The sequence below is a fragment of the Falsiroseomonas sp. genome (assembly GCF_041690465.1).
Classification (GTDB): Bacteria; Pseudomonadota; Alphaproteobacteria; order Acetobacterales; family Acetobacteraceae; genus Falsiroseomonas.
This window is the reverse complement of record NZ_JAWLHG010000042.1, coordinates 24524-40562: the sequence shown is the minus strand read 5'-3', so window position 1 is coordinate 40562 and position 16039 is coordinate 24524. Positions and strand designations below refer to the sequence as shown.

Sequence of the window (16039 nt, the reverse complement as noted above, 5' to 3'; positions counted from 1 at the left end):
TCTCCGCCTCCAGCCAAAGCTGGACGCCTACGAATCACACCCTGCCGCGCCGCATCCAATCACAAGCCGATTCCAGCCTGGGCTACTCGGGTCTAAGCGCCCGCCCAGCCGAGGCTGCGGGAGATGGCAGCGGCCGCCGCCACCACCGCCTCGCGCGCCGCGCGCCGCTGCCCCTCCGGCGCCTCTTCCAGCGGCGCCGAGAGGTTGATCGCCGCCACCACGCGCCCCGCCGCATCGCGCAGCGGCGCCGCGGCCGAGGCGACGCCCGCCTCGAACTCGCCGAGATGCACCACATGCCCGCGCGCCCGGTCCGTCCGCGCCCGCTTCGCCAGCGCCGCGAAGCGCCCCCCGCGGTAGAGATCGGCGAGCGCCGCCTCCTCCAGCCCGGCCAGCAGCACGCGCCCCATCGCCGTGCTTGCCGCCGGCAGGCGGGAGCCGACATGGACGATGCTGCGCATCCCCCGCCGCGCCGGCACGCGCAGCAGATAGACCACCTCCGTCCCCTCCAGCACGCCGAGATGCGCCGACCAGCCGGTTTCGTCCCGCAGCCCCTCCAGCACGGGCAGCGCCACGCCGATCACGTCCCGCGCCGGCAGCACCCCATGGCCGAGCCGGAGCAGCGCCGGCCCCAGCGCATAGCGCCCGGTCGCCGGCTCCTGCAGCAGGAAGCCGAGCTCCGTCAGCGTGTGCACCACGCGGAAGACCGCCGAGCGCGTCACGCCCAGCGCCTGCGCCATCTCGGCCTGGGTCAGGCGCGGCGCGTCCGGCGTGAACAGCGCCAGCACCTCCAGCCCGCGCACCAGGCCGGGCACCAGGTAGCGGTCGGCCTCGGCCGGCGTTTTGCCCATGAAACTCAGGCTACGCGCCCGCGCGGCCTCACGCTATGGGAAGCGCAGCCACCGAGGAGACGCAGGATGAACGTGATCGCGAAGCCGGCAGCCTCACCCCTTGGCACGCCGCTCGCCGCCGCACTCCGCAGCCATGTCGTGCGGCACACCCAGAAGACCTTTGACTGGGACGCCTTCCCCTCCAACCGCGGCTTCCCGGAGCTGGCGCGTGCGCAAATGCGCTACATCGGCGCCGGCGGCAGCCCCAAGGTCGGCGAGCCCGGCACGCTGCCGCCCGACCACTTCACCCTCAGCCTGATCCACAAGCCCATCGGCAACTACGCCGCCTGCCACGCGCACGAGATCGAGGAGAGCTTCCTCGTCCTCGACGGCGTGCTGACCGTGGGCTGGGAGCGCGAGGGCGAGGTCTGCGAGGTGAAGCTCGGCCCCAGGGACATGATCCTCAACGCGCGCGACATCGGCCATGGCTTCCGCAACGACGGGATCGAGCCGGTGCTGATGACGATCAGCGTCGATGTCGGCAAGCCGCTGCCGCCGCGCTACCTGCACCACCCGAAGCTCGGCAGCGACCCCGTCCTCTCGCGCGCCTTCGGCGCCGCGCCCGGCAAGACCATCCCCTTCGACCCGGCGGGCGATCACCCGCTGCAGCAGCTGATGGCCCGCCACGTGATCCGTCACGCCGAGGCCCGCCCGATCCGCGAGGCCGCCGGCTTCCAGCGCCGCGTCTATGTCGGCCCCGGCGGCGTGGAGAGCGAGACCTGCCGCAAGGAGATGTGGGGCATCCCCGCCGGCATCGGCGTGAAGCCCCATGCCCGCGAGGTGGAGGACGCGATCATGGTCCTGGAAGGCAGCCTGACCGTCGGCTGGGAGGAGAATGGCGAGGCGGTCGAGATGGAGCTCGGCCCGCGCGACCTGGTCTTCAATCCGGCCGGCCGCCGCCACTGGTTCCGCAACGACGGCATCGGTCCCTGCACCGCCTGGACCGTCATCGGCAGCCCCGCCGCCGAGACGGTGAAGTTCGAAGCGGCGTAGCGCGCCGCATATCACCGGCCCTCCGCGGCATCGCCCAGCGATGTCGCGGGGTGCCGATCACGGCAGCTTGGTGGTCTGCGCCGCCCGCACCAGGCCCTTCGGCCGCGCCGCCTTCTCCGCGATGCCGGAGATCCCCTGCCGCCGCGCCAGCTCCGCCCAGACCTCCTCCGGCCGGATGCCGGCATCCACCCACAGCACCACCAGGTGATACAGCAGGTCCGCGCTCTCCAGCACGGTCGCGGTGCGGTTGCCCAGCGTCGCCTCGATGACGCATTCCACCGCCTCCTCGCCCAGCTTCTGGGCGACCTTGGGCGTGCCGCGCGCGATCAGCCGGGCGGAGTGCGAATGCTCCACGTCGCCGGCCTGCCGCCTGGCCTCCACCGTGCGCCACAGCGCATCAAGGATCGTCGCTTCCGCACCCGCCACCGCGAAGGGCGCCCTTGCGGTGGCGCCGGGGTCCACCGCCGGCGGCGGCAGGTCGAGCGGCAGTGGCAGCGCCGGCGGCAGCGGCAGCGCGGCGGCGCGCCGCAGCAGTTTCTTCTTCGCCTTCACCTTCGGCCCGGCCTTCGCCTTCGGCCCGGTCTTCACCTTCGGCCCGGTCTTCAGCTTGGCCTTCGGCTCCGCCTTGGCCTGCGCCTTCGTCCTGCCCTTCGCCTTGGCGGGCTTCTTCACCGGCTTGCCCATCAGGGCGCCTCCGACACCGGGCGGATCGGCAGGCCGGCCTGCTCCAGCGCGGCCTTCGCCTCGGCGATCCGCATCTCGCCATAATGGAACACGCTCGCGGCCAGCAGCCCGGTCGCGCCGGCCCGCGCGCCTTCCACGAAATGCGCCGCATTGCCAACGCCGCCCGAGGCCACCAGTGGCAGCCGCACCGCCGCCCGCACCGCGCGCAGCAGATCCAGGTCGAACCCCTGCTTGGTGCCGTCGCGATCCATCGAGGTCAGCAGGATCTCGCCGGCGCCGCGCGCCTCCACCTGCCGTGCCCACTCCACCGCATCGATCCCGGTGCCGCGGCGGCCTCCATGGGTGAAGACCTCCCAGCGGTCGCCGGACCGCCGCGCATCGATCGCCACCACGATCGCCTGGCTGCCGAAGGCCTCCGCCCCGCGCGTCACCAGCGCCGGATCGGCCACCGCCGCCGAGTTCATCGAGACCTTGTCGGCGCCGGCCAGCAGCAGGTTCCGCATGTCGTCCACGCTGCGCACGCCGCCGCCGACGGTCAGCGGGATGAACACCTCCGCCGCTGTCCGGCTGACCACGTCCAGCATGGTGTCCCGCCCTTCGTGGGAGGCGGTGATGTCGAGGAAGGTGACCTCGTCCGCGCCCTCGCGGTCATAGGCGCGCGCCTGCTCCACCGGGTCGCCGGCGTCGCGCAGCGAGACGAAGTTGACGCCCTTGACGACGCGGCCGTCCTTGACGTCGAGGCAGGGAATCACGCGCAGGGCCAGCACCGGGGCGCTCCGGGGCGGAATCCGTCCAGCAGGCTGTCCGCCATCGGGACGTGATCCGGGTTGCGGGAACCGCGCGCGGCGTCATGCCAGGCGCGATCCCCGCGATGTGCGCCCCCACCGCGACGCGGTCAAGCAGACAACAGGCGGCGCCTGCCGCGCCGCGGGGCGCGCTATTCGCTGCGCGGCGCCTGCAGCGTGCGTGCCGCCTGCAGGTGCTGGCGGATCGCCGGCAGGTGCCGCTGCGCATAGGTCTTCAGCGCGGCCACCTCGCCCTGCGCGGCATAGGCCTCGTAAGCCTCCACCGCCTCCTCATGCGCCTCGATCTGCTGCTGCACGTAGTAGCGGTTGAGCATGTCCACATCCTCCTGCCGCTGCAGCGTCAGCAGCTTGCCGGTGTGCCGGTCGTCGAGGGCGGCCGGGGTGCGGGTGCTGGCCTCCGGCATCGCCGAGAGCTCGTTGTTCAGCGCGGTGTGCTGCTCGACCATGCGCTGGGCGAAGTCGCGGATCTGCGGGTGGGTGCTGCGGGTCAGCAGGATCTGGCTCGACTGGATCTCGAAATTGTTGCCAATGGTGACGAGCTCCACGAAGCGGGTGGCGCCCACGCCGGTGCCGGCCAGCAGGTCGAGCAGCCCCTGCGCGCGGGCTGGCACAACAGTCAGCGCCGCGAACGGGGCGGCCAGCAGTGCAGAACTCATCAGGGCGCGTCTGCGCATCGTCTCGTCTCCGGGCTGTGTTGACTGGAAACGGATTGGCGGAGACGTGGTTTCGGGGAGGCGCGCTTTCGCTCAGCTCCGGCCGAGCACGCGGCGCAGCCGGAAGCGCAGCCGCTGCGTGGCCTCGCGCGTGCGGACCATCAGGCGCTGCTCCATCGCTTCCGCCCGCGCCACGGTGTCCGGCCAGCGGGAGGCGATCCAGCCGGTGCCGCGATGCGCCCAGAGATACTGGTGGCGCAGCACGAACAGGCCGAGGGCGAGGAACAGGAACCCTTGCAGGAACGGCAGCACCAGCCCGAGCACGCCGAGCCCCATCAGGCCCCACCCCGCGGTCTTGCGCTTCAGCGACGGCCGGAATTCCATCATGGCCGCCCAGATGGTCCCGCCCATGAGGCAGTGCAACATCTCTGCTGTCAGGGCGCCTCACCAGGTCCGGGCCGCGAATGTGGCCCCGCGCGCAGCGCACGCGCTTGGACCGGCGCGCCAGCGCGTCGGCGCGAAAGGCAAGCCGCCGGAGGCGGCGCCCGCCGCCTGAGGGCTATATATGCAGCGCCCGTCCGCCCACGGCGAGCGCGGCTTCCTTCACCGCCTCGTTCAGCGAGGGATGCGCGTGGCAGGTGCGTGCCACATCCTCGGCGCTGGCGCCGAATTCCATCGCGATGGCGATCTCGGCGATCAGCGTGCCGGCATCCGGCCCGATGATGTGCGCCCCGAGCACGCGGTCGGTCGCCTTGTCGGCCAGGATCTTCACGAAGCCGTCGGTATCGCCCATCGCCCGCGCGCGGCCATTCGCCGTGAAGGGGAACTTGCCGACGTTGTAGGCCACGCCGCGCGCCTTGAGCTGCTCCTCGGTCTCGCCGATCGAGGCGACTTCCGGCCAAGTGTACACCACGCCGGGAATGGCACCGTAGTTCACATGCCCATGCTGGCCGGCCAGCAGCTCCGCCAGCGCGACGCCCTCCTCCTCGGCCTTGTGGGCCAGCATCGGGCCTTCGATCACGTCGCCGATCGCCCAGATGCCGGGCACGCTGGTGGCGAACTCGCCGGGCTTCACCTTGACGCGCCCGCGCTCGTCCAGCGCCACGCCGGCCTCTTCCAGCCCCAGCCCCTCGGTCAGCGCGCGGCGGCCGATGGCGACCAGCACGACATCGGCCTTCAGCTCCTCCGCCTTGCCGCCGGCGGCGGGTTCCAGCATCAGCGTGATGCCGTCATTGCCCTTGCGCGCGCCGGTGACCTTGGTCTTCAGCCGGAACTTCATCCCCTGCCTGCCGAGCACGCGCTCGAACATCTTGCCGACCTCGTTGTCCATCGAAGGCACGAGCCGGTCGAGGAACTCCACCACCGTCACCTGCGACCCCAGCCGCCGCCAGACGCTGCCGAGCTCGAGCCCGATATAGCCGCCGCCGATCACCACCAGGTGGCCGGGCACCGTCTCCAGCTCCAGCCCGCCGGTGGAGGAGACGATCATCTTCTCGTCCACCTCCACGCCCGGCAGCGGGATGCTCTCGCTGCCGGTGGCGATCACGACGTGCTTCGCGTCGTAGGTCGTGCCCTCCACCTCCACCTTGCCGGGCGCGGCAATCCGCCCCGCGCCCTTCAGCCAGGTCACCTTGTTCTTCTTGAACAGGAACTCGATTCCCTTGACGTTGGCGGAGACCACCTCCCCCTTGCGCGCCAGCATCTTCGCGAGGTCCAGCGAGACCTGCCCGACATTCACCCCGTGATCGGCCAGCTTGTGCTTCGCCTCCTCGAAATGCTCCGAGGATTGCAGCAGCGCCTTGGAGGGGATGCAGCCCACATTCAGGCAGGTGCCGCCCAGCGTCGCGCGCTTCTCCACGCAGGCCACCTTCAGGCCGAGCTGCGCCGCGCGGATGGCGCAGACATAGCCGCCGGGACCGGCGCCGATGACGATGACGTCGAAGCTCTCGGGCATGGTGGGGGGATGTCCTGCGGTGCTGTCCGGGGCGGACCATAGACGGCGCGGCGCATGGTTCAAGCCATGCAACTTCCGCAAGCGCGATCAAGCGGTTCCGCGGCAGGATGCCGGCATGGCGCATGACCTCTCCGGCCCGGCCAAGCCCGCCACCCGCCTCGACTACGGGCGGCGCATCGCCCGCGCCATGGCGCGCATCGCCGCCGACCCCGCGCGCGCGCCCTCGCTCGACGAACTGGCCGAGGCCGCAGCCTTCAGCCCCTTCCACTTCCACCGCATCTACCGGGAACTCACCGGCGAGACCCCCGCCGAGACCCTGGCGCGCGAACGCCTCTCGCGCGCCGCCGGCCTGCTGGTGCGCGATGCGCTGCCGGTCGCGCAGGTGGCGCGGCGCTGCGGCTATGGCAGCGCGGCCGCCTTCACCCGCGCCTTCCGCGCCGCCTACGGCATCCCGCCCGCCGCCTATCGCGACGCCGGCGGCATCGGCGCGCCACGCCCGCCGGGAATCCCCGAGGAGGAGAGGAGCATGTTCGACATCACCATCCGCGCGGAGCCCGCGCTGCGCCTGGCCGCGATGGCGCATCGCGGCCCCTACACGCAGATCGGCACGGTGTTCGACCGCCTGATGGCCTGGGGTGCCGCGCGCGGCCTGATCCGGGCGGAGACGCGCTTCCTCGGCCTCTACCGCGACGACCCGAGCAGCGTCCCGGCGAAGGAGTTGCGCGCCGAGGCCTGCATGACCGTGCCGGCGGAGGTGGAGGCCGCAGACGGCGCCGGGATCCTGCAGCTGCCGCCGACGCGCGTGGCGGTGCTGGTCTTCAAGGGCCCCTATGCCGAGCTGGAGGGCGCCTATCGCTGGATCTACCGCGACTGGCTGCCCACCAGCGGCGAGGAGCCGGCCGACCAGCCCTGCCGCGAGGAGTACCTGAACGACTGCCGCACCCTGCCGCCCGCCGAATGGCTGACGGCCATCATGGTGCCGCTGAAGGCGGGAAGCTGAACCTCAATCCTCCCAGCGCGGCAGGGCTTCGATCTGCGCCTTGCTGTAGTCGCTGACGAAGCGGCCATCCTGCAGGCGCAGCTGCTCGATCGGGACGACGACCTCCTCGTCCCCGATGCCGAGGAAGCCGCCCACCTCGACCGAGACGGCGACGGCGCGGCCGGTCGCATCCACCAGCACCTCGTCGACCTCGCCGATCTCCTCGCCGTTCCGGGCGTGGAGCTTCATGTCGTCCACCTGGTCCACGGTGAGGTTGAAGGGCTGCACGACGAGCCGCTCGTCATCCGCCTCCCGGTAGCGCGCCTCCTGCGCGGTGGCGGGCACGGCCAGCACCGCCATGGCGGCGAGGGCGGGAAGGATGTGACGGAGCTTCATGGTCCTGTCTCCTGCGTTGCGTCCAGCGCAAGAACGGCCAGGCACCGTCACTGTTCCGTCGGCCGCGCCGCGCGGCCGAACGCTCCAGGCCGGCATGGTCTTGCCGGGCGTGAGCGGTTGGGGATGCGCGAGTCCGGGTCGATGCCGGCCGCAGTGGCCAGCTTGCGCACACGCGCCTCCAGCGGACGAACGCATAAGGCGCCGCGACGGCGCCGCGCGCATGTCAGGCGAAGGCGGGCAACGGCCTGGAGTTGCTGAAGCTGCCAGGTCGCATGCCGACGTTCCGATCCTGCGCTTGCAGGAGCGGGCCACCGGCGAAGACAGCGCAAAGCGCGTTCGGCGGCACGGGACACACGATCATCGCGCCGGAACGATTTCCGGCGAGGGCGCGGCGTTTAGTCTAAGCACGCCGGGCGATGCAATAGGAAAATGCACGGGCAGCGTCAGACGACGCCCAGCGCGTAGGCGAGGCCGAGCAGGAAGATCGCGGCCAGCAATGCGATCTCGAGCAACCAGAACCCTTTGCCCTCGGCCGGTGGTCGCAGCGGGACGATGGTGAGCGGATGCCAATCCGCCCGTGGGCCTTCGCCGCGGCCGAGGAATTCGCGCAGGACATGGCGCATCGCCTTCACGATGAACCATCCGCAGGCCGCGAGGACGAGGAGGTTCAGGAGGATCAGCAGCGCGGAGATCACGGCATGCCTCCCCTCAGCGTGGCTTCGCCATGGCGGCCCGCCACATGGCGAAGACCCAGACGGGATAGAGCAGCCATTGCAGCCCGAGCACAGCCTGTCCCGCCCGCATCGGCGCATGCGTCGCGTGCCAGCCATCGTGCAGCAGGACGGCGCCGTGGAAGACCAGGGCCGGCCAGGCGAACAGGCCGACGATGCCGAGCACGGCCAGCAGCGCGAAGGCGCCGCGCGCGGCGAACCACCAGCCGAGGACGGGCACGAGGCCGAGCGCGCCGACGAGCAGCGTGGGGCCGGCATAGATCGTCCGGATCGCCCAGCCCGGCAGCAGGATCCAGGGTGCGTAAGCGAGCGGATGCAGCGCTACGCCTAGGATCATCGGCCAGAGGGAAGGTCGGCGGCTGCGTGCAAGCCGGGCGACCATCATCGTCATGGCCTCCGGTCGCGCCGGAGCAGCGAGCCGAAGGCCCCGGCGGCAAGAGCGAGCGTCCAGGCGATATGGATCAGGAACAGCTTGCCGAGCAGCCCGCCGGCGTCCAGACGCAGCCCGTCGAGAGTCGCACCAAAGGCGAATCCGACGCTCATCGGCCAGGACGCCAGGGTCAAGACGGCCAGCCACAGGACCACGCCGAAGGGCCAGCTCCTGGCGAGCCCCAGGCCGAGGAACGGCAGCAGCAACGTCGCCACGAACAGTCCGAGACCGAGCGGGCCGGCCAGCGCGACGACGGACAGGCCTGGAGCCGCACGACCAAGCAGCACGGCGACGGAGAGGTCGAACAGCAGGAAGGGATTGAGCAGGGTCGCCAGGATCGCCGGCCATAGGAAGCGCCGGCGGTCGCGCAGGGGCAGTGTCGCGTTGCCGCTCATCACCGTCGCGCGCCGCCCATCGCCGCGCGGAAGACCAGCACAAAACAAATTGGCCAGAGCAGGACCTGGACGGCCAGCACCACGCCCGTGACGCGGTCCACCGCCGGCAGGCCGAGCCACACCGCCGGTCCCGTGATCACGACGAAGCCGACGAAGAAGGCCCAGGGCACCCAAGCGAAGACGCCGCCGAGCGCCAACACCGCGAAGACGCCGCGGCTGGCGAAGGCCCAGCCGAGGGCGGGCAGGATGGCGGCGATCAGCAGGATCTCGGCGAAGGCGTGCAGCGCTCGCAGGCCGCCGAAGCCGCCGAAGCGACCCGTGTAGCCCTTCGGGTCGGTGCCGAGCAGCATCACCCAGAACAGCGGGTGCAGGAGCGTGGCTGCGACGGCGGGCCACAGGAAGGGCCGGCGGTCGCGGGCCTGGAACCACGTCAGCAGCGCGCCGGCGTCGCGGCCCATTGCGCCCCCCCACGCTTCAGCGTCTCCGCCAGATAGCAGGGCGCCGCGGAAGGAACAAAGCGCAGGAGAAAGGGCGGGCCCCCGCGAGGGAGCCCGCCCGGGCGGAACGACGTGGCCGACAGCCGGATCACACGTCCAGCATCAGCCGGCGCGGGTCCTCGATCGCCTCCTTCATCCGCACCAGGAAGCTCACCGCCTCCTTGCCGTCCACGATGCGATGGTCGTAGCTCAGCGCGACATACATCATCGGCCGCGCCTCGATCTTGCCGCCCACCACCATCGGCCGCTCCTGGATCTTGTGCATGCCCAGGATGCCGGATTGCGGCGGGTTCAGGATCGGCGTGGACATCAGCGACCCGTAGATGCCGCCATTGGTGATGGTGAAGCTGCCGCCGGTCAGTTCCTCCAGCTTCAGCTGCCCGTCGCGCGCGCGCCGGCCGAAATCGCCGATCCCCTTCTCGATCTGCGCGAAGGAGAGGTCATCCACGTTGCGCAGCACCGGCACGACCAGGCCCGAAGGCCCGCCCACAGCGATGCCCATGTGGACGAAGTTCTTGTAGATGATCTCGTCGCCCTCGATCTCCGCGTTCACCGCGGGGAACTCCTTCAGCGCGGCGACGCAGGCCTTCACGAAGAAGCTCATGAAGCCGAGCTTCACGCCGTGGCGCTTCTCGAAGACGTCCTTGTACTCGCCCCGCAGCGCCATCACCGCGCCCATGTCCACCTCGTTGAAGGTGGTGAGCATCGCGGCGGTGTTCTGCGCTTCCTTCAGCCGCCGCGCGATGGTCTGGCGCAGGCGCGTCATCTTCACGCGCTCCTCGCCGCCTTCCAGTGCGCGCGCGGCCTTGGGCGCGGGCGGGGCGGCGGCAGGTGCCGCGGCGGGGCGGCTCAGGAAATCGAGCACATCGCCCTTGGTGATGCGCCCATCCTTGCCGGTTCCCGCGCCGATCTGCGCCGCACTGACGCCGGCATCCGCCATCAGCTTGGTTGCCGCCGGGCCGTTCGGCAGGCCGGTGGCCACCTCGCCGGGCCGCGCCACCGGACCCGAAGGCACATGCGCCGGCTCGACATGCGGCTGCGCGGGCACCGCCGGGGCAGGCTTCGGCGCCGTCGGCGTGCCGCTGGAAGCGGGCTTCGGAGCCGCGGCGGCGGTCGCGCCGGCGGAAATCGTGCCGAGCACCGCGCCAGGCCCGACTTCCGCGCCCTCATTCGCGGCGATCGCCTCGATCACGCCGCCGGCAGGCGCATTCACCTCGACGGTCACCTTGTCCGTCTCGAGCTCGACCAGCGGCTCATCGGCCGCGACGGCCTCGCCGGCCTTCTTCAGCCAGCGCGCCACGGTGGCGCTGGACACGCTTTCCCCGAGCGGGGGAACAAGGATCTCCGTCATCTCCGTCCCGTCCTATGCGTGCTGCGCGCCGCTCAGCCCAGGCCGAGCGCTTCGCGCACCAGCTTTTCCTGCTGCTGCTGATGGATCTTCGCCAGGCCCGTCGCCGGGCTGGCCGCCTCGCAGCGGCCGACATAGCGCGGCCGCTTCGCCTTGATGCCGATCTCGCCCAGCACCGCCTCGATGCGGCGGTCGAGGAAGGTCCAGGCGCCCTTGTTCTCGGGCTCCTCCTGGCACCACACGACTTCCGCATTGCGATACGGCGCCAGCGCCTTCGCCAGGCTCGCCTTCGGGAAGGGGTAGAGCTGCTCGACGCGCACGATCGCCACGTCCTTCACGTCCTTCTCGCGCCGCTCCTGCAGCAGGTCGTAATAGACCTTGCCGGTGCACAGCACGACGCGCTTCACCTTCTCCTCGGCCGCGATCGCGTCGGTCTCCGGGATCACGTACTGGAAGCCGCTGCCCGGCCCGAACTCGGCCAGCGAGGACACCGCCATCTTGTGCCGCAGCAGCGATTTCGGCGTCATCAGCACCAGCGGCTTGCGGTAGTTCGCCTTCATCTGGCGGCGCAGGGCGTGATAGTAGTTGGCCGGCGTGGTGAGGTTCCCCACCCGCATGTTCCGCTCCGCGCAGAGCTGCAGGTAGCGCTCCAGCCGCGCCGAGGAATGCTCCGGCCCCTGGCCTTCGTAGCCATGCGGCAGCAGCATCACCAGCCCCGACATGCGCAGCCACTTGGTCTCCGCGCTGGCGATGAACTGGTCGATGATCACCTGCGCGCCATTCGCGAAATCGCCGAACTGCGCCTCCCACAGCACCAGCGTGCGCGGGTCGGCCAGCGAATAGCCGTATTCGAAGCCGAGCACGCCGAACTCGCTCAGCAGGCTGTTGAACGCCTCGAACTTCGGCTGGCCGCTGCGGATGTTGTTCAGCGGCACGTATTCCGCCTGCGTCTTCTGGTCCACCAGATAGGCGTGGCGATGGCTGAAGGTGCCGCGCTGCACATCCTCGCCCGAGAGCCGCACGCGGTGGCCTTCCAGCAGCAGCGTGCCGAAGCTCAGCGCCTCGCCGGTCGCCCAGTCGATGCCCTCGCCGGTCTCGATCGCCTGCTTCTTCTGCTCCAGCTGGCGCGCGATCTTCGGGTTGAGGTTGAACTCCGCCGGCACGCGGGTCAGCGCTGCGCCGACCTCGCGCAGCGTATCGAGCCCGACGGCCGTCTCGTGCAGCTTCTCCGTCTCCTCGCCCACCGCCACGGCCTTGAGGCCGGACCAGTGGCCTTCGAGCCAGTCGGCCTTGTTCGGCTTGAAGGACTGCGCCGCCTGGAACGCCTCCTCCAGCGTCTGCTGGAAGGCGTCGAGCATCGCCTTCGACTCCGCCGCCGTCACCGAGCCCTCCGCCGCCAGGCGCTCGGCATACTTCGTCCGCGTGGTCTTCATCTCGCGGATGCGGCCGTACATGATCGGCTGGGTGAAGGCCGGCTCGTCGGTCTCGTTGTGGCCGTGCCGGCGATAGCAGACGATGTCGAGCACGAAGTCGAGGCCGAAGGTCATGCGGAACTCGGCCGCCATCTTCGCGCAGAACACCACCGCTTCCGGGTCGTCGCCGTTCACGTGCAGGATCGGCACCTGGATGCTCTTCGCGACATCGGTGCAGTAGAGCCCGGAATAGCCATGCGCCGGGACCGTGGTGAAGCCGATCTGGTTGTTGGTGACGATGTGGATGGTCCCGCCCGTGCGGTAGCCGATCAGCTGGCTCATCGCCAGCGTCTCGTACACCACGCCCTGGCCGGCGAAGGCGGCGTCGCCATGCAGGGTGATGCCCATCACGCTGCGCCGCGCCTTGGTGTCGCCCGCCATGTCCTGCCGCGCGCGCACCTTGCCGACGACGACCGGATCCACCGCTTCCAGGTGCGAGGGGTTCGGCTGCAGCGAGAGATGCACCATCCGCCCGGCAACCTCGACATCGGTCGAGGTGCCGAGGTGGTACTTCACGTCGCCCGAGCCCTGCACGTCCTCCGGATGCGCCGAGCTGCCGCGGAACTCGGAGAACACCGCGGAGAAGGGCTTGCGCACCACGTTCACCAGCACGTTCAGCCGGCCACGATGCGCCATGCCGATGGTGATCTCGTTCACGCCGCCGGCGGCGGCGGTCTCGATCACCGTCTCGATCGCGGGGATGGTGCTCTCGCCGCCTTCCAGGCCGAAGCGCTTGGTGGTGGCGTATTTCTTCGCACAGAACGCCTCGAAGCCCTCGGCCTCGGTCAGCTCCTGCAGGATCTTGCGCTTGCCGTCGCGGTCGAAGGCGGTGAGCCAGGGCGCACCCTCGATCCGGCGCTGGATCCAGGCCTTCTGGTCGGGATCCTGGATGTGCATGAACTCGACGCCGATCGGGCCGCAATAGCTCGCGCGGCAGATCTCCAGGATCTCGCGCAGCGTCGCGTATTCGCGGCCGAGCACGTGGTCGAGGAAGATCGGCCGGTCCATGTCGGCCGCGGTGAAGCCATAGGTCGCCGGCGTCAGCTCGGGATGTGGCTTCGGCTTCTGCAGCCCGAGCGGATCGAGCTGCGCTTCCAGGTGGCCGCGCACGCGGTAGCTGCGGATCAGCATCAGCGCGCGGATCGAATCGAGCACGGCCCGTTGCGCCGCGGCCTTGTCCATCGTCGGCACGGCGGGCGCCGCGGCCGGGGCGGCCTTGCCGTCGCGCTTCGCCGGCGGCGGCGGCTCGGGATCGGGCCCGAAGCGGCCACGGCTGCGCGGTGCCCAGCTGGCGCCGGCCGCATCCTCCAGCACCGCGCGCGCCTCGTCGTTCAGCGCGGCGAAGAGTTCGGCGAAGGAGGGGTCCACGCTGTTCGGGTTCTCGGCCCAGCGTGCATAGAGATCCGCGAGGAAGGCGGCGTTCGCCCCCGACATCGCGCTCGCGAGGATATCCACTCCGGCCATCATGTCCTCCTCGGCGCCGCCACCCTGGCGTCTGCCGGCTCGTCCTCAACCGTTTCGCTCGGGCCCCGGGCCCGGATACGCGACCGCCCCCAACCCTGCCCCGCGCAGCGCCATGCGCGGGAACCCCGGGCTGGGGGCGGTTCCAAGTTCATACATAGGCGGAAGGGCCACAATGCGGCAGACCCCTTCCTCCGCGCCGGCGGAAGGTCGGCCCTGCGCCCTTCGGAAAGCTTAACGCCCCAGCGCCTTCACCATGGTCGAGCCGAGCGAGGAGGGGCTGTCCGCCACGCGGATGCCGGCCGATGCCATGGCCTCCATCTTCGCCGCCGCGGTGTCCTTGCCGCCCGAGATCACCGCGCCGGCATGGCCCATGCGCCGGCCGGGCGGCGCGGTGGCGCCGGCGATGAAGCCGACCACCGGCTTGTTCGGCTTGCCCGGCGCGAAGTTCTCCCGCCGCAGGAACTCGGCGCCCACCACCTCGGCCTCGCCGCCGATCTCGCCGATCATGATGATGGACTGCGTCTCGTCGTCCTTGAGGAACATCTCGAGCACGTCGATGAAGTCGAGCCCCTTCACCGGGTCGCCGCCGATGCCGACGCAGCTGCTCTGCCCGAGCCCCGCCGCGGTGGTCTGCGCCACCGCCTCGTAGGTCAGCGTGCCCGACCGCGACACGATGCCGACCGAGCCGCGCCGATGGATGTGCCCGGGCATGATGCCGATCTTGCAGGCGTCCGGCGTGATCACCCCCGGGCAGTTGGGCCCGACCAGCAGCGACTTCGAGCCGCAGAGCGCGCGCTTCACCTTCACCATGTCGAGCACCGGGATGCCCTCGGTGATGCAGATGATCAGCGGCACCTCGGCGTCGATCGCCTCCAGGATCGCATCCGCCGCGAAGGGGGCGGGCACGTAGATCACGCTGGCATTCGCCTGCGTCGCGGCCACGCATTCGGCCACCGTGTTGAACACCGGCAGGTTCAGCTCCGGGTGCATCGTGCCGCCCTTGCCGGGCGTGGTGCCGCCGACATAGGTGCTGCCATAGGCGATGCCCTGGCTGGCGTGGAAGGTGCCCTGGGCACCGGTGAAGCCCTGGGTCATCACCCGGGTGTTCTTGTCGACGAGAACGGCCATCGGTCAGGCAGCCTTCTTCACCGCGGCCACGACCTTCTGGGCCGCATCCGCCAGGTTGTCGGCCGGGATGATGGCCAGCCCGGACTCGGCCAGGATCTTCTTGCCGAGCGCCACGTTCGTCCCCTCCAGCCGCACCACCAGCGGCACCTGCAGGTGCAGCGTCTTGGATGCCTCGACGATGCCCGTCGCGATCATGTCGCACTTGGCGATGCCGCCGAAGATGTTGACCAGGATCGCCTTGACGTTCGGGTCGGAGGTGATGATCCGGAACGCCTCCGTCACCCGCGCCGCATTCGCCGTGCCGCCCACGTCGAGGAAGTTCGCCGGGCTGCTGCCGTAGAGCTTGATGATGTCCATCGTCGCCATGGCGAGGCCTGCGCCGTTCACCATGCAGCCGATCTCGCCGTCGAGTGCGACGTAGTTCAGGTCGAACTTCGCGGCGTCGAGTTCCTTCGGGTCCATCTCGCTGTCGTCGCGCAGCGCTTCCAGGTCCTTGTGGCGGAACAGCGCGCTGTCGTCGAAGGAGACCTTGGCGTCCAGCGCCACGATCTCGCCCTTGCCGGTCACCACCAGCGGGTTGATCTCGACGATCGCGCAGTCGAGCTCCAGGAAGGCGCCGTAGAGGCTGGTGACGAACTTCGTGAAGGCACTGACCTGCTTGCCCTCGAGGCCGAGCCCGAAGGCCAGCTTGCGCGCATGGAAGCCGGAGATGCCGGAAGCCGGGTCCACCGCGACCTTGAGGATCTTCTCGGGGTGGTTCGCCGCCACCTCCTCGATCTCCATGCCGCCCTCGGTGGAGGCCATGATCAGCACCCGGCTGGTCGTGCGGTCCACCAGCAGGCCGAGATACAGCTCCCGCTTGATGTCGCAGCCATCCTCGACATAGACGCGGGAGACCACCTTGCCCTGCGGCCCGGTCTGCTTGGTCACCAGCGTCTTGCCGATCATCGCCTCGGCCGCCGCGCGGACGTCGTCGAGCGACTTCACCACGCGCACGCCGCCCTTGCCGTTCGGATCCTCCTTGAAGCGCCCGGCGCCGCGGCCGCCGGCATGGATCTGCGACTTCACGACATAGACGGGGCCGGGCAGCTTCTTCGCCGCCTCCACCGCTTCTTCCGCCGTCCAGGCGACATGGCCGTCGAGCACGGCGACGCCGTAGCGGCGCAGCAGCTCCTTGCCCTGGTACTCGTGGATGTTCATCCCGGTCTCCGGTCAGGTGGAA

General features: G+C 70.4%; 17 protein-coding genes. 2 read left to right on the top strand and 15 right to left on the bottom strand.

Features of this window, described 5'->3' with window-relative positions; all coding sequences use genetic code 11:
* Positions 1-92 precede the first annotated feature (92 nt).
* Positions 93-848, bottom strand: coding sequence for an IclR family transcriptional regulator (locus ACESM1_RS25440; protein ID WP_372624034.1), 756 nt, complete (start codon positions 846-848; stop codon positions 93-95).
* Between the two features lie 66 nt (positions 849-914).
* Between ACESM1_RS25440 and ACESM1_RS25435 the strand changes: the two genes are divergently transcribed.
* Positions 915-1880 carry a cupin domain-containing protein gene (locus ACESM1_RS25435; protein WP_372624033.1) on the top strand — a complete coding sequence of 322 codons (966 nt, stop codon included), beginning with the start codon at positions 915-917 and terminating at the stop codon, positions 1878-1880.
* A gap of 57 nt (positions 1881-1937) precedes the next feature.
* On the opposite strand, the gene ACESM1_RS25430 is transcribed toward ACESM1_RS25435, so the two are convergent.
* The 5 genes from ACESM1_RS25430 to lpdA form a co-directional block, all read right to left on the bottom strand.
* Positions 1938-2564 (bottom strand): phosphoribosyl-ATP diphosphatase, encoded by a 627-nt coding sequence (locus ACESM1_RS25430; RefSeq protein WP_372624032.1) that lies wholly within the window; start codon positions 2562-2564, stop codon positions 1938-1940.
* Positions 2564-3331 (bottom strand): imidazole glycerol phosphate synthase subunit HisF, encoded by a 768-nt coding sequence (hisF, locus tag ACESM1_RS25425; protein ID WP_372624031.1) that lies wholly within the window; start codon positions 3329-3331, stop codon positions 2564-2566. Before hisF ends, ACESM1_RS25430 begins: the two co-directional genes overlap by 1 nt.
* A 170-nt stretch (positions 3332-3501) precedes the next feature.
* The gene (locus tag ACESM1_RS25420) at positions 3502-4044 is read right to left on the bottom strand and encodes a DUF4142 domain-containing protein (RefSeq protein WP_372624030.1); all 543 of its coding nucleotides are present in this window, start codon (positions 4042-4044) and stop codon (positions 3502-3504) included.
* A gap of 72 nt (positions 4045-4116) precedes the next feature.
* Positions 4117-4449, bottom strand: coding sequence for a PGPGW domain-containing protein (locus ACESM1_RS25415; protein WP_372624029.1), 333 nt, complete (start codon positions 4447-4449; stop codon positions 4117-4119).
* 133 nt (positions 4450-4582) lie between these two features.
* Positions 4583-5977 (bottom strand): dihydrolipoyl dehydrogenase, encoded by a 1395-nt coding sequence (lpdA, locus tag ACESM1_RS25410; protein WP_372624028.1) that lies wholly within the window; start codon positions 5975-5977, stop codon positions 4583-4585.
* A gap of 115 nt (positions 5978-6092) precedes the next feature.
* Here lpdA and ACESM1_RS25405 point away from each other — a divergent pair, with 115 nt between their 5' ends.
* Positions 6093-6977 (top strand): GyrI-like domain-containing protein, encoded by an 885-nt coding sequence (locus tag ACESM1_RS25405; protein ID WP_372624027.1) that lies wholly within the window; start codon positions 6093-6095, stop codon positions 6975-6977.
* A gap of 3 nt (positions 6978-6980) precedes the next feature.
* Here ACESM1_RS25405 and ACESM1_RS25400 read toward each other — a convergent pair whose 3' ends face one another.
* From ACESM1_RS25400 to sucC, 9 genes are all read right to left on the bottom strand, one after another.
* Positions 6981-7352, bottom strand: coding sequence for a PRC-barrel domain-containing protein (locus ACESM1_RS25400; protein WP_372624026.1), 372 nt, complete (start codon positions 7350-7352; stop codon positions 6981-6983).
* A gap of 443 nt (positions 7353-7795) precedes the next feature.
* Complete coding sequence (locus ACESM1_RS25395; RefSeq protein WP_372624025.1) at positions 7796-8047, bottom strand: hypothetical protein; 252 nt, start codon at positions 8045-8047, stop codon at positions 7796-7798.
* A 13-nt stretch (positions 8048-8060) separates the two neighbouring features.
* Entirely contained in the window at positions 8061-8474 is a 414-nt protein-coding gene (locus tag ACESM1_RS25390) for a hypothetical protein (protein ID WP_372624024.1), read from the bottom strand.
* A complete protein-coding gene (locus tag ACESM1_RS25385; protein WP_372624023.1) occupies positions 8471-8908 on the bottom strand; it encodes a hypothetical protein in 438 nt (145 codons plus the stop codon). The genes ACESM1_RS25390 and ACESM1_RS25385 overlap by 4 nt, the downstream gene beginning before the upstream one ends.
* Positions 8908-9366 carry a hypothetical protein gene (locus ACESM1_RS25380; protein WP_372624022.1) on the bottom strand — a complete coding sequence of 153 codons (459 nt, stop codon included), beginning with the start codon at positions 9364-9366 and terminating at the stop codon, positions 8908-8910. The genes ACESM1_RS25385 and ACESM1_RS25380 overlap by 1 nt, the downstream gene beginning before the upstream one ends.
* A 127-nt stretch (positions 9367-9493) precedes the next feature.
* Positions 9494-10756 (bottom strand): 2-oxoglutarate dehydrogenase complex dihydrolipoyllysine-residue succinyltransferase, encoded by a 1263-nt coding sequence (gene odhB, locus ACESM1_RS25375; RefSeq protein ID WP_372624021.1) that lies wholly within the window; start codon positions 10754-10756, stop codon positions 9494-9496.
* Positions 10757-10788: 32 nt separating this feature from the next.
* Positions 10789-13689 (bottom strand): 2-oxoglutarate dehydrogenase E1 component, encoded by a 2901-nt coding sequence (locus ACESM1_RS25370; RefSeq protein WP_372624020.1) that lies wholly within the window; start codon positions 13687-13689, stop codon positions 10789-10791.
* A 231-nt stretch (positions 13690-13920) separates the two neighbouring features.
* Positions 13921-14817: a succinate--CoA ligase subunit alpha gene (gene sucD, locus ACESM1_RS25365; protein ID WP_372624019.1), complete on the bottom strand. Its 897-nt coding sequence runs from the start codon at positions 14815-14817 to the stop codon at positions 13921-13923.
* 3 nt (positions 14818-14820) lie between these two features.
* Positions 14821-16017 carry an ADP-forming succinate--CoA ligase subunit beta gene (gene sucC / locus ACESM1_RS25360; protein WP_372624018.1) on the bottom strand — a complete coding sequence of 399 codons (1197 nt, stop codon included), beginning with the start codon at positions 16015-16017 and terminating at the stop codon, positions 14821-14823.
* Positions 16018-16039: the final 22 nt, after the last annotated feature.

Excerpts from the sequence above, each read along its gene's own strand:
- ACESM1_RS25380 (WP_372624022.1), bottom strand. The coding sequence starts at position 9,366 with ATGGGCCGCGACGCCGGCGCGCTGCTGACGTGGTTCCAGGCCCGCGAC.
- lpdA (WP_372624028.1), bottom strand. The coding sequence starts at position 5,977 with ATGCCCGAGAGCTTCGACGTCATCGTCATCGGCGCCGGTCCCGGCGGC.
- odhB (WP_372624021.1), bottom strand. The coding sequence starts at position 10,756 with ATGACGGAGATCCTTGTTCCCCCGCTCGGGGAAAGCGTGTCCAGCGCC.
- ACESM1_RS25400 (WP_372624026.1), bottom strand. The coding sequence starts at position 7,352 with ATGAAGCTCCGTCACATCCTTCCCGCCCTCGCCGCCATGGCGGTGCTG.
- ACESM1_RS25440 (WP_372624034.1), bottom strand. The coding sequence starts at position 848 with ATGGGCAAAACGCCGGCCGAGGCCGACCGCTACCTGGTGCCCGGCCTG.
- ACESM1_RS25385 (WP_372624023.1), bottom strand. The coding sequence starts at position 8,908 with ATGAGCGGCAACGCGACACTGCCCCTGCGCGACCGCCGGCGCTTCCTA.
- ACESM1_RS25430 (WP_372624032.1), bottom strand. The coding sequence starts at position 2,564 with ATGGGCAAGCCGGTGAAGAAGCCCGCCAAGGCGAAGGGCAGGACGAAG.
- ACESM1_RS25370 (WP_372624020.1), bottom strand. The coding sequence starts at position 13,689 with ATGGCCGGAGTGGATATCCTCGCGAGCGCGATGTCGGGGGCGAACGCC.
- sucD (WP_372624019.1), bottom strand. The coding sequence starts at position 14,817 with ATGGCCGTTCTCGTCGACAAGAACACCCGGGTGATGACCCAGGGCTTC.
- ACESM1_RS25390 (WP_372624024.1), bottom strand. The coding sequence starts at position 8,474 with ATGACGATGATGGTCGCCCGGCTTGCACGCAGCCGCCGACCTTCCCTC.
- sucC (WP_372624018.1), bottom strand. The coding sequence starts at position 16,017 with ATGAACATCCACGAGTACCAGGGCAAGGAGCTGCTGCGCCGCTACGGC.
- ACESM1_RS25435 (WP_372624033.1), top strand. The coding sequence starts at position 915 with ATGAACGTGATCGCGAAGCCGGCAGCCTCACCCCTTGGCACGCCGCTC.
- ACESM1_RS25405 (WP_372624027.1), top strand. The coding sequence starts at position 6,093 with ATGGCGCATGACCTCTCCGGCCCGGCCAAGCCCGCCACCCGCCTCGAC.
- ACESM1_RS25420 (WP_372624030.1), bottom strand. The coding sequence starts at position 4,044 with ATGCGCAGACGCGCCCTGATGAGTTCTGCACTGCTGGCCGCCCCGTTC.
- ACESM1_RS25415 (WP_372624029.1), bottom strand. The coding sequence starts at position 4,449 with ATGTTGCACTGCCTCATGGGCGGGACCATCTGGGCGGCCATGATGGAA.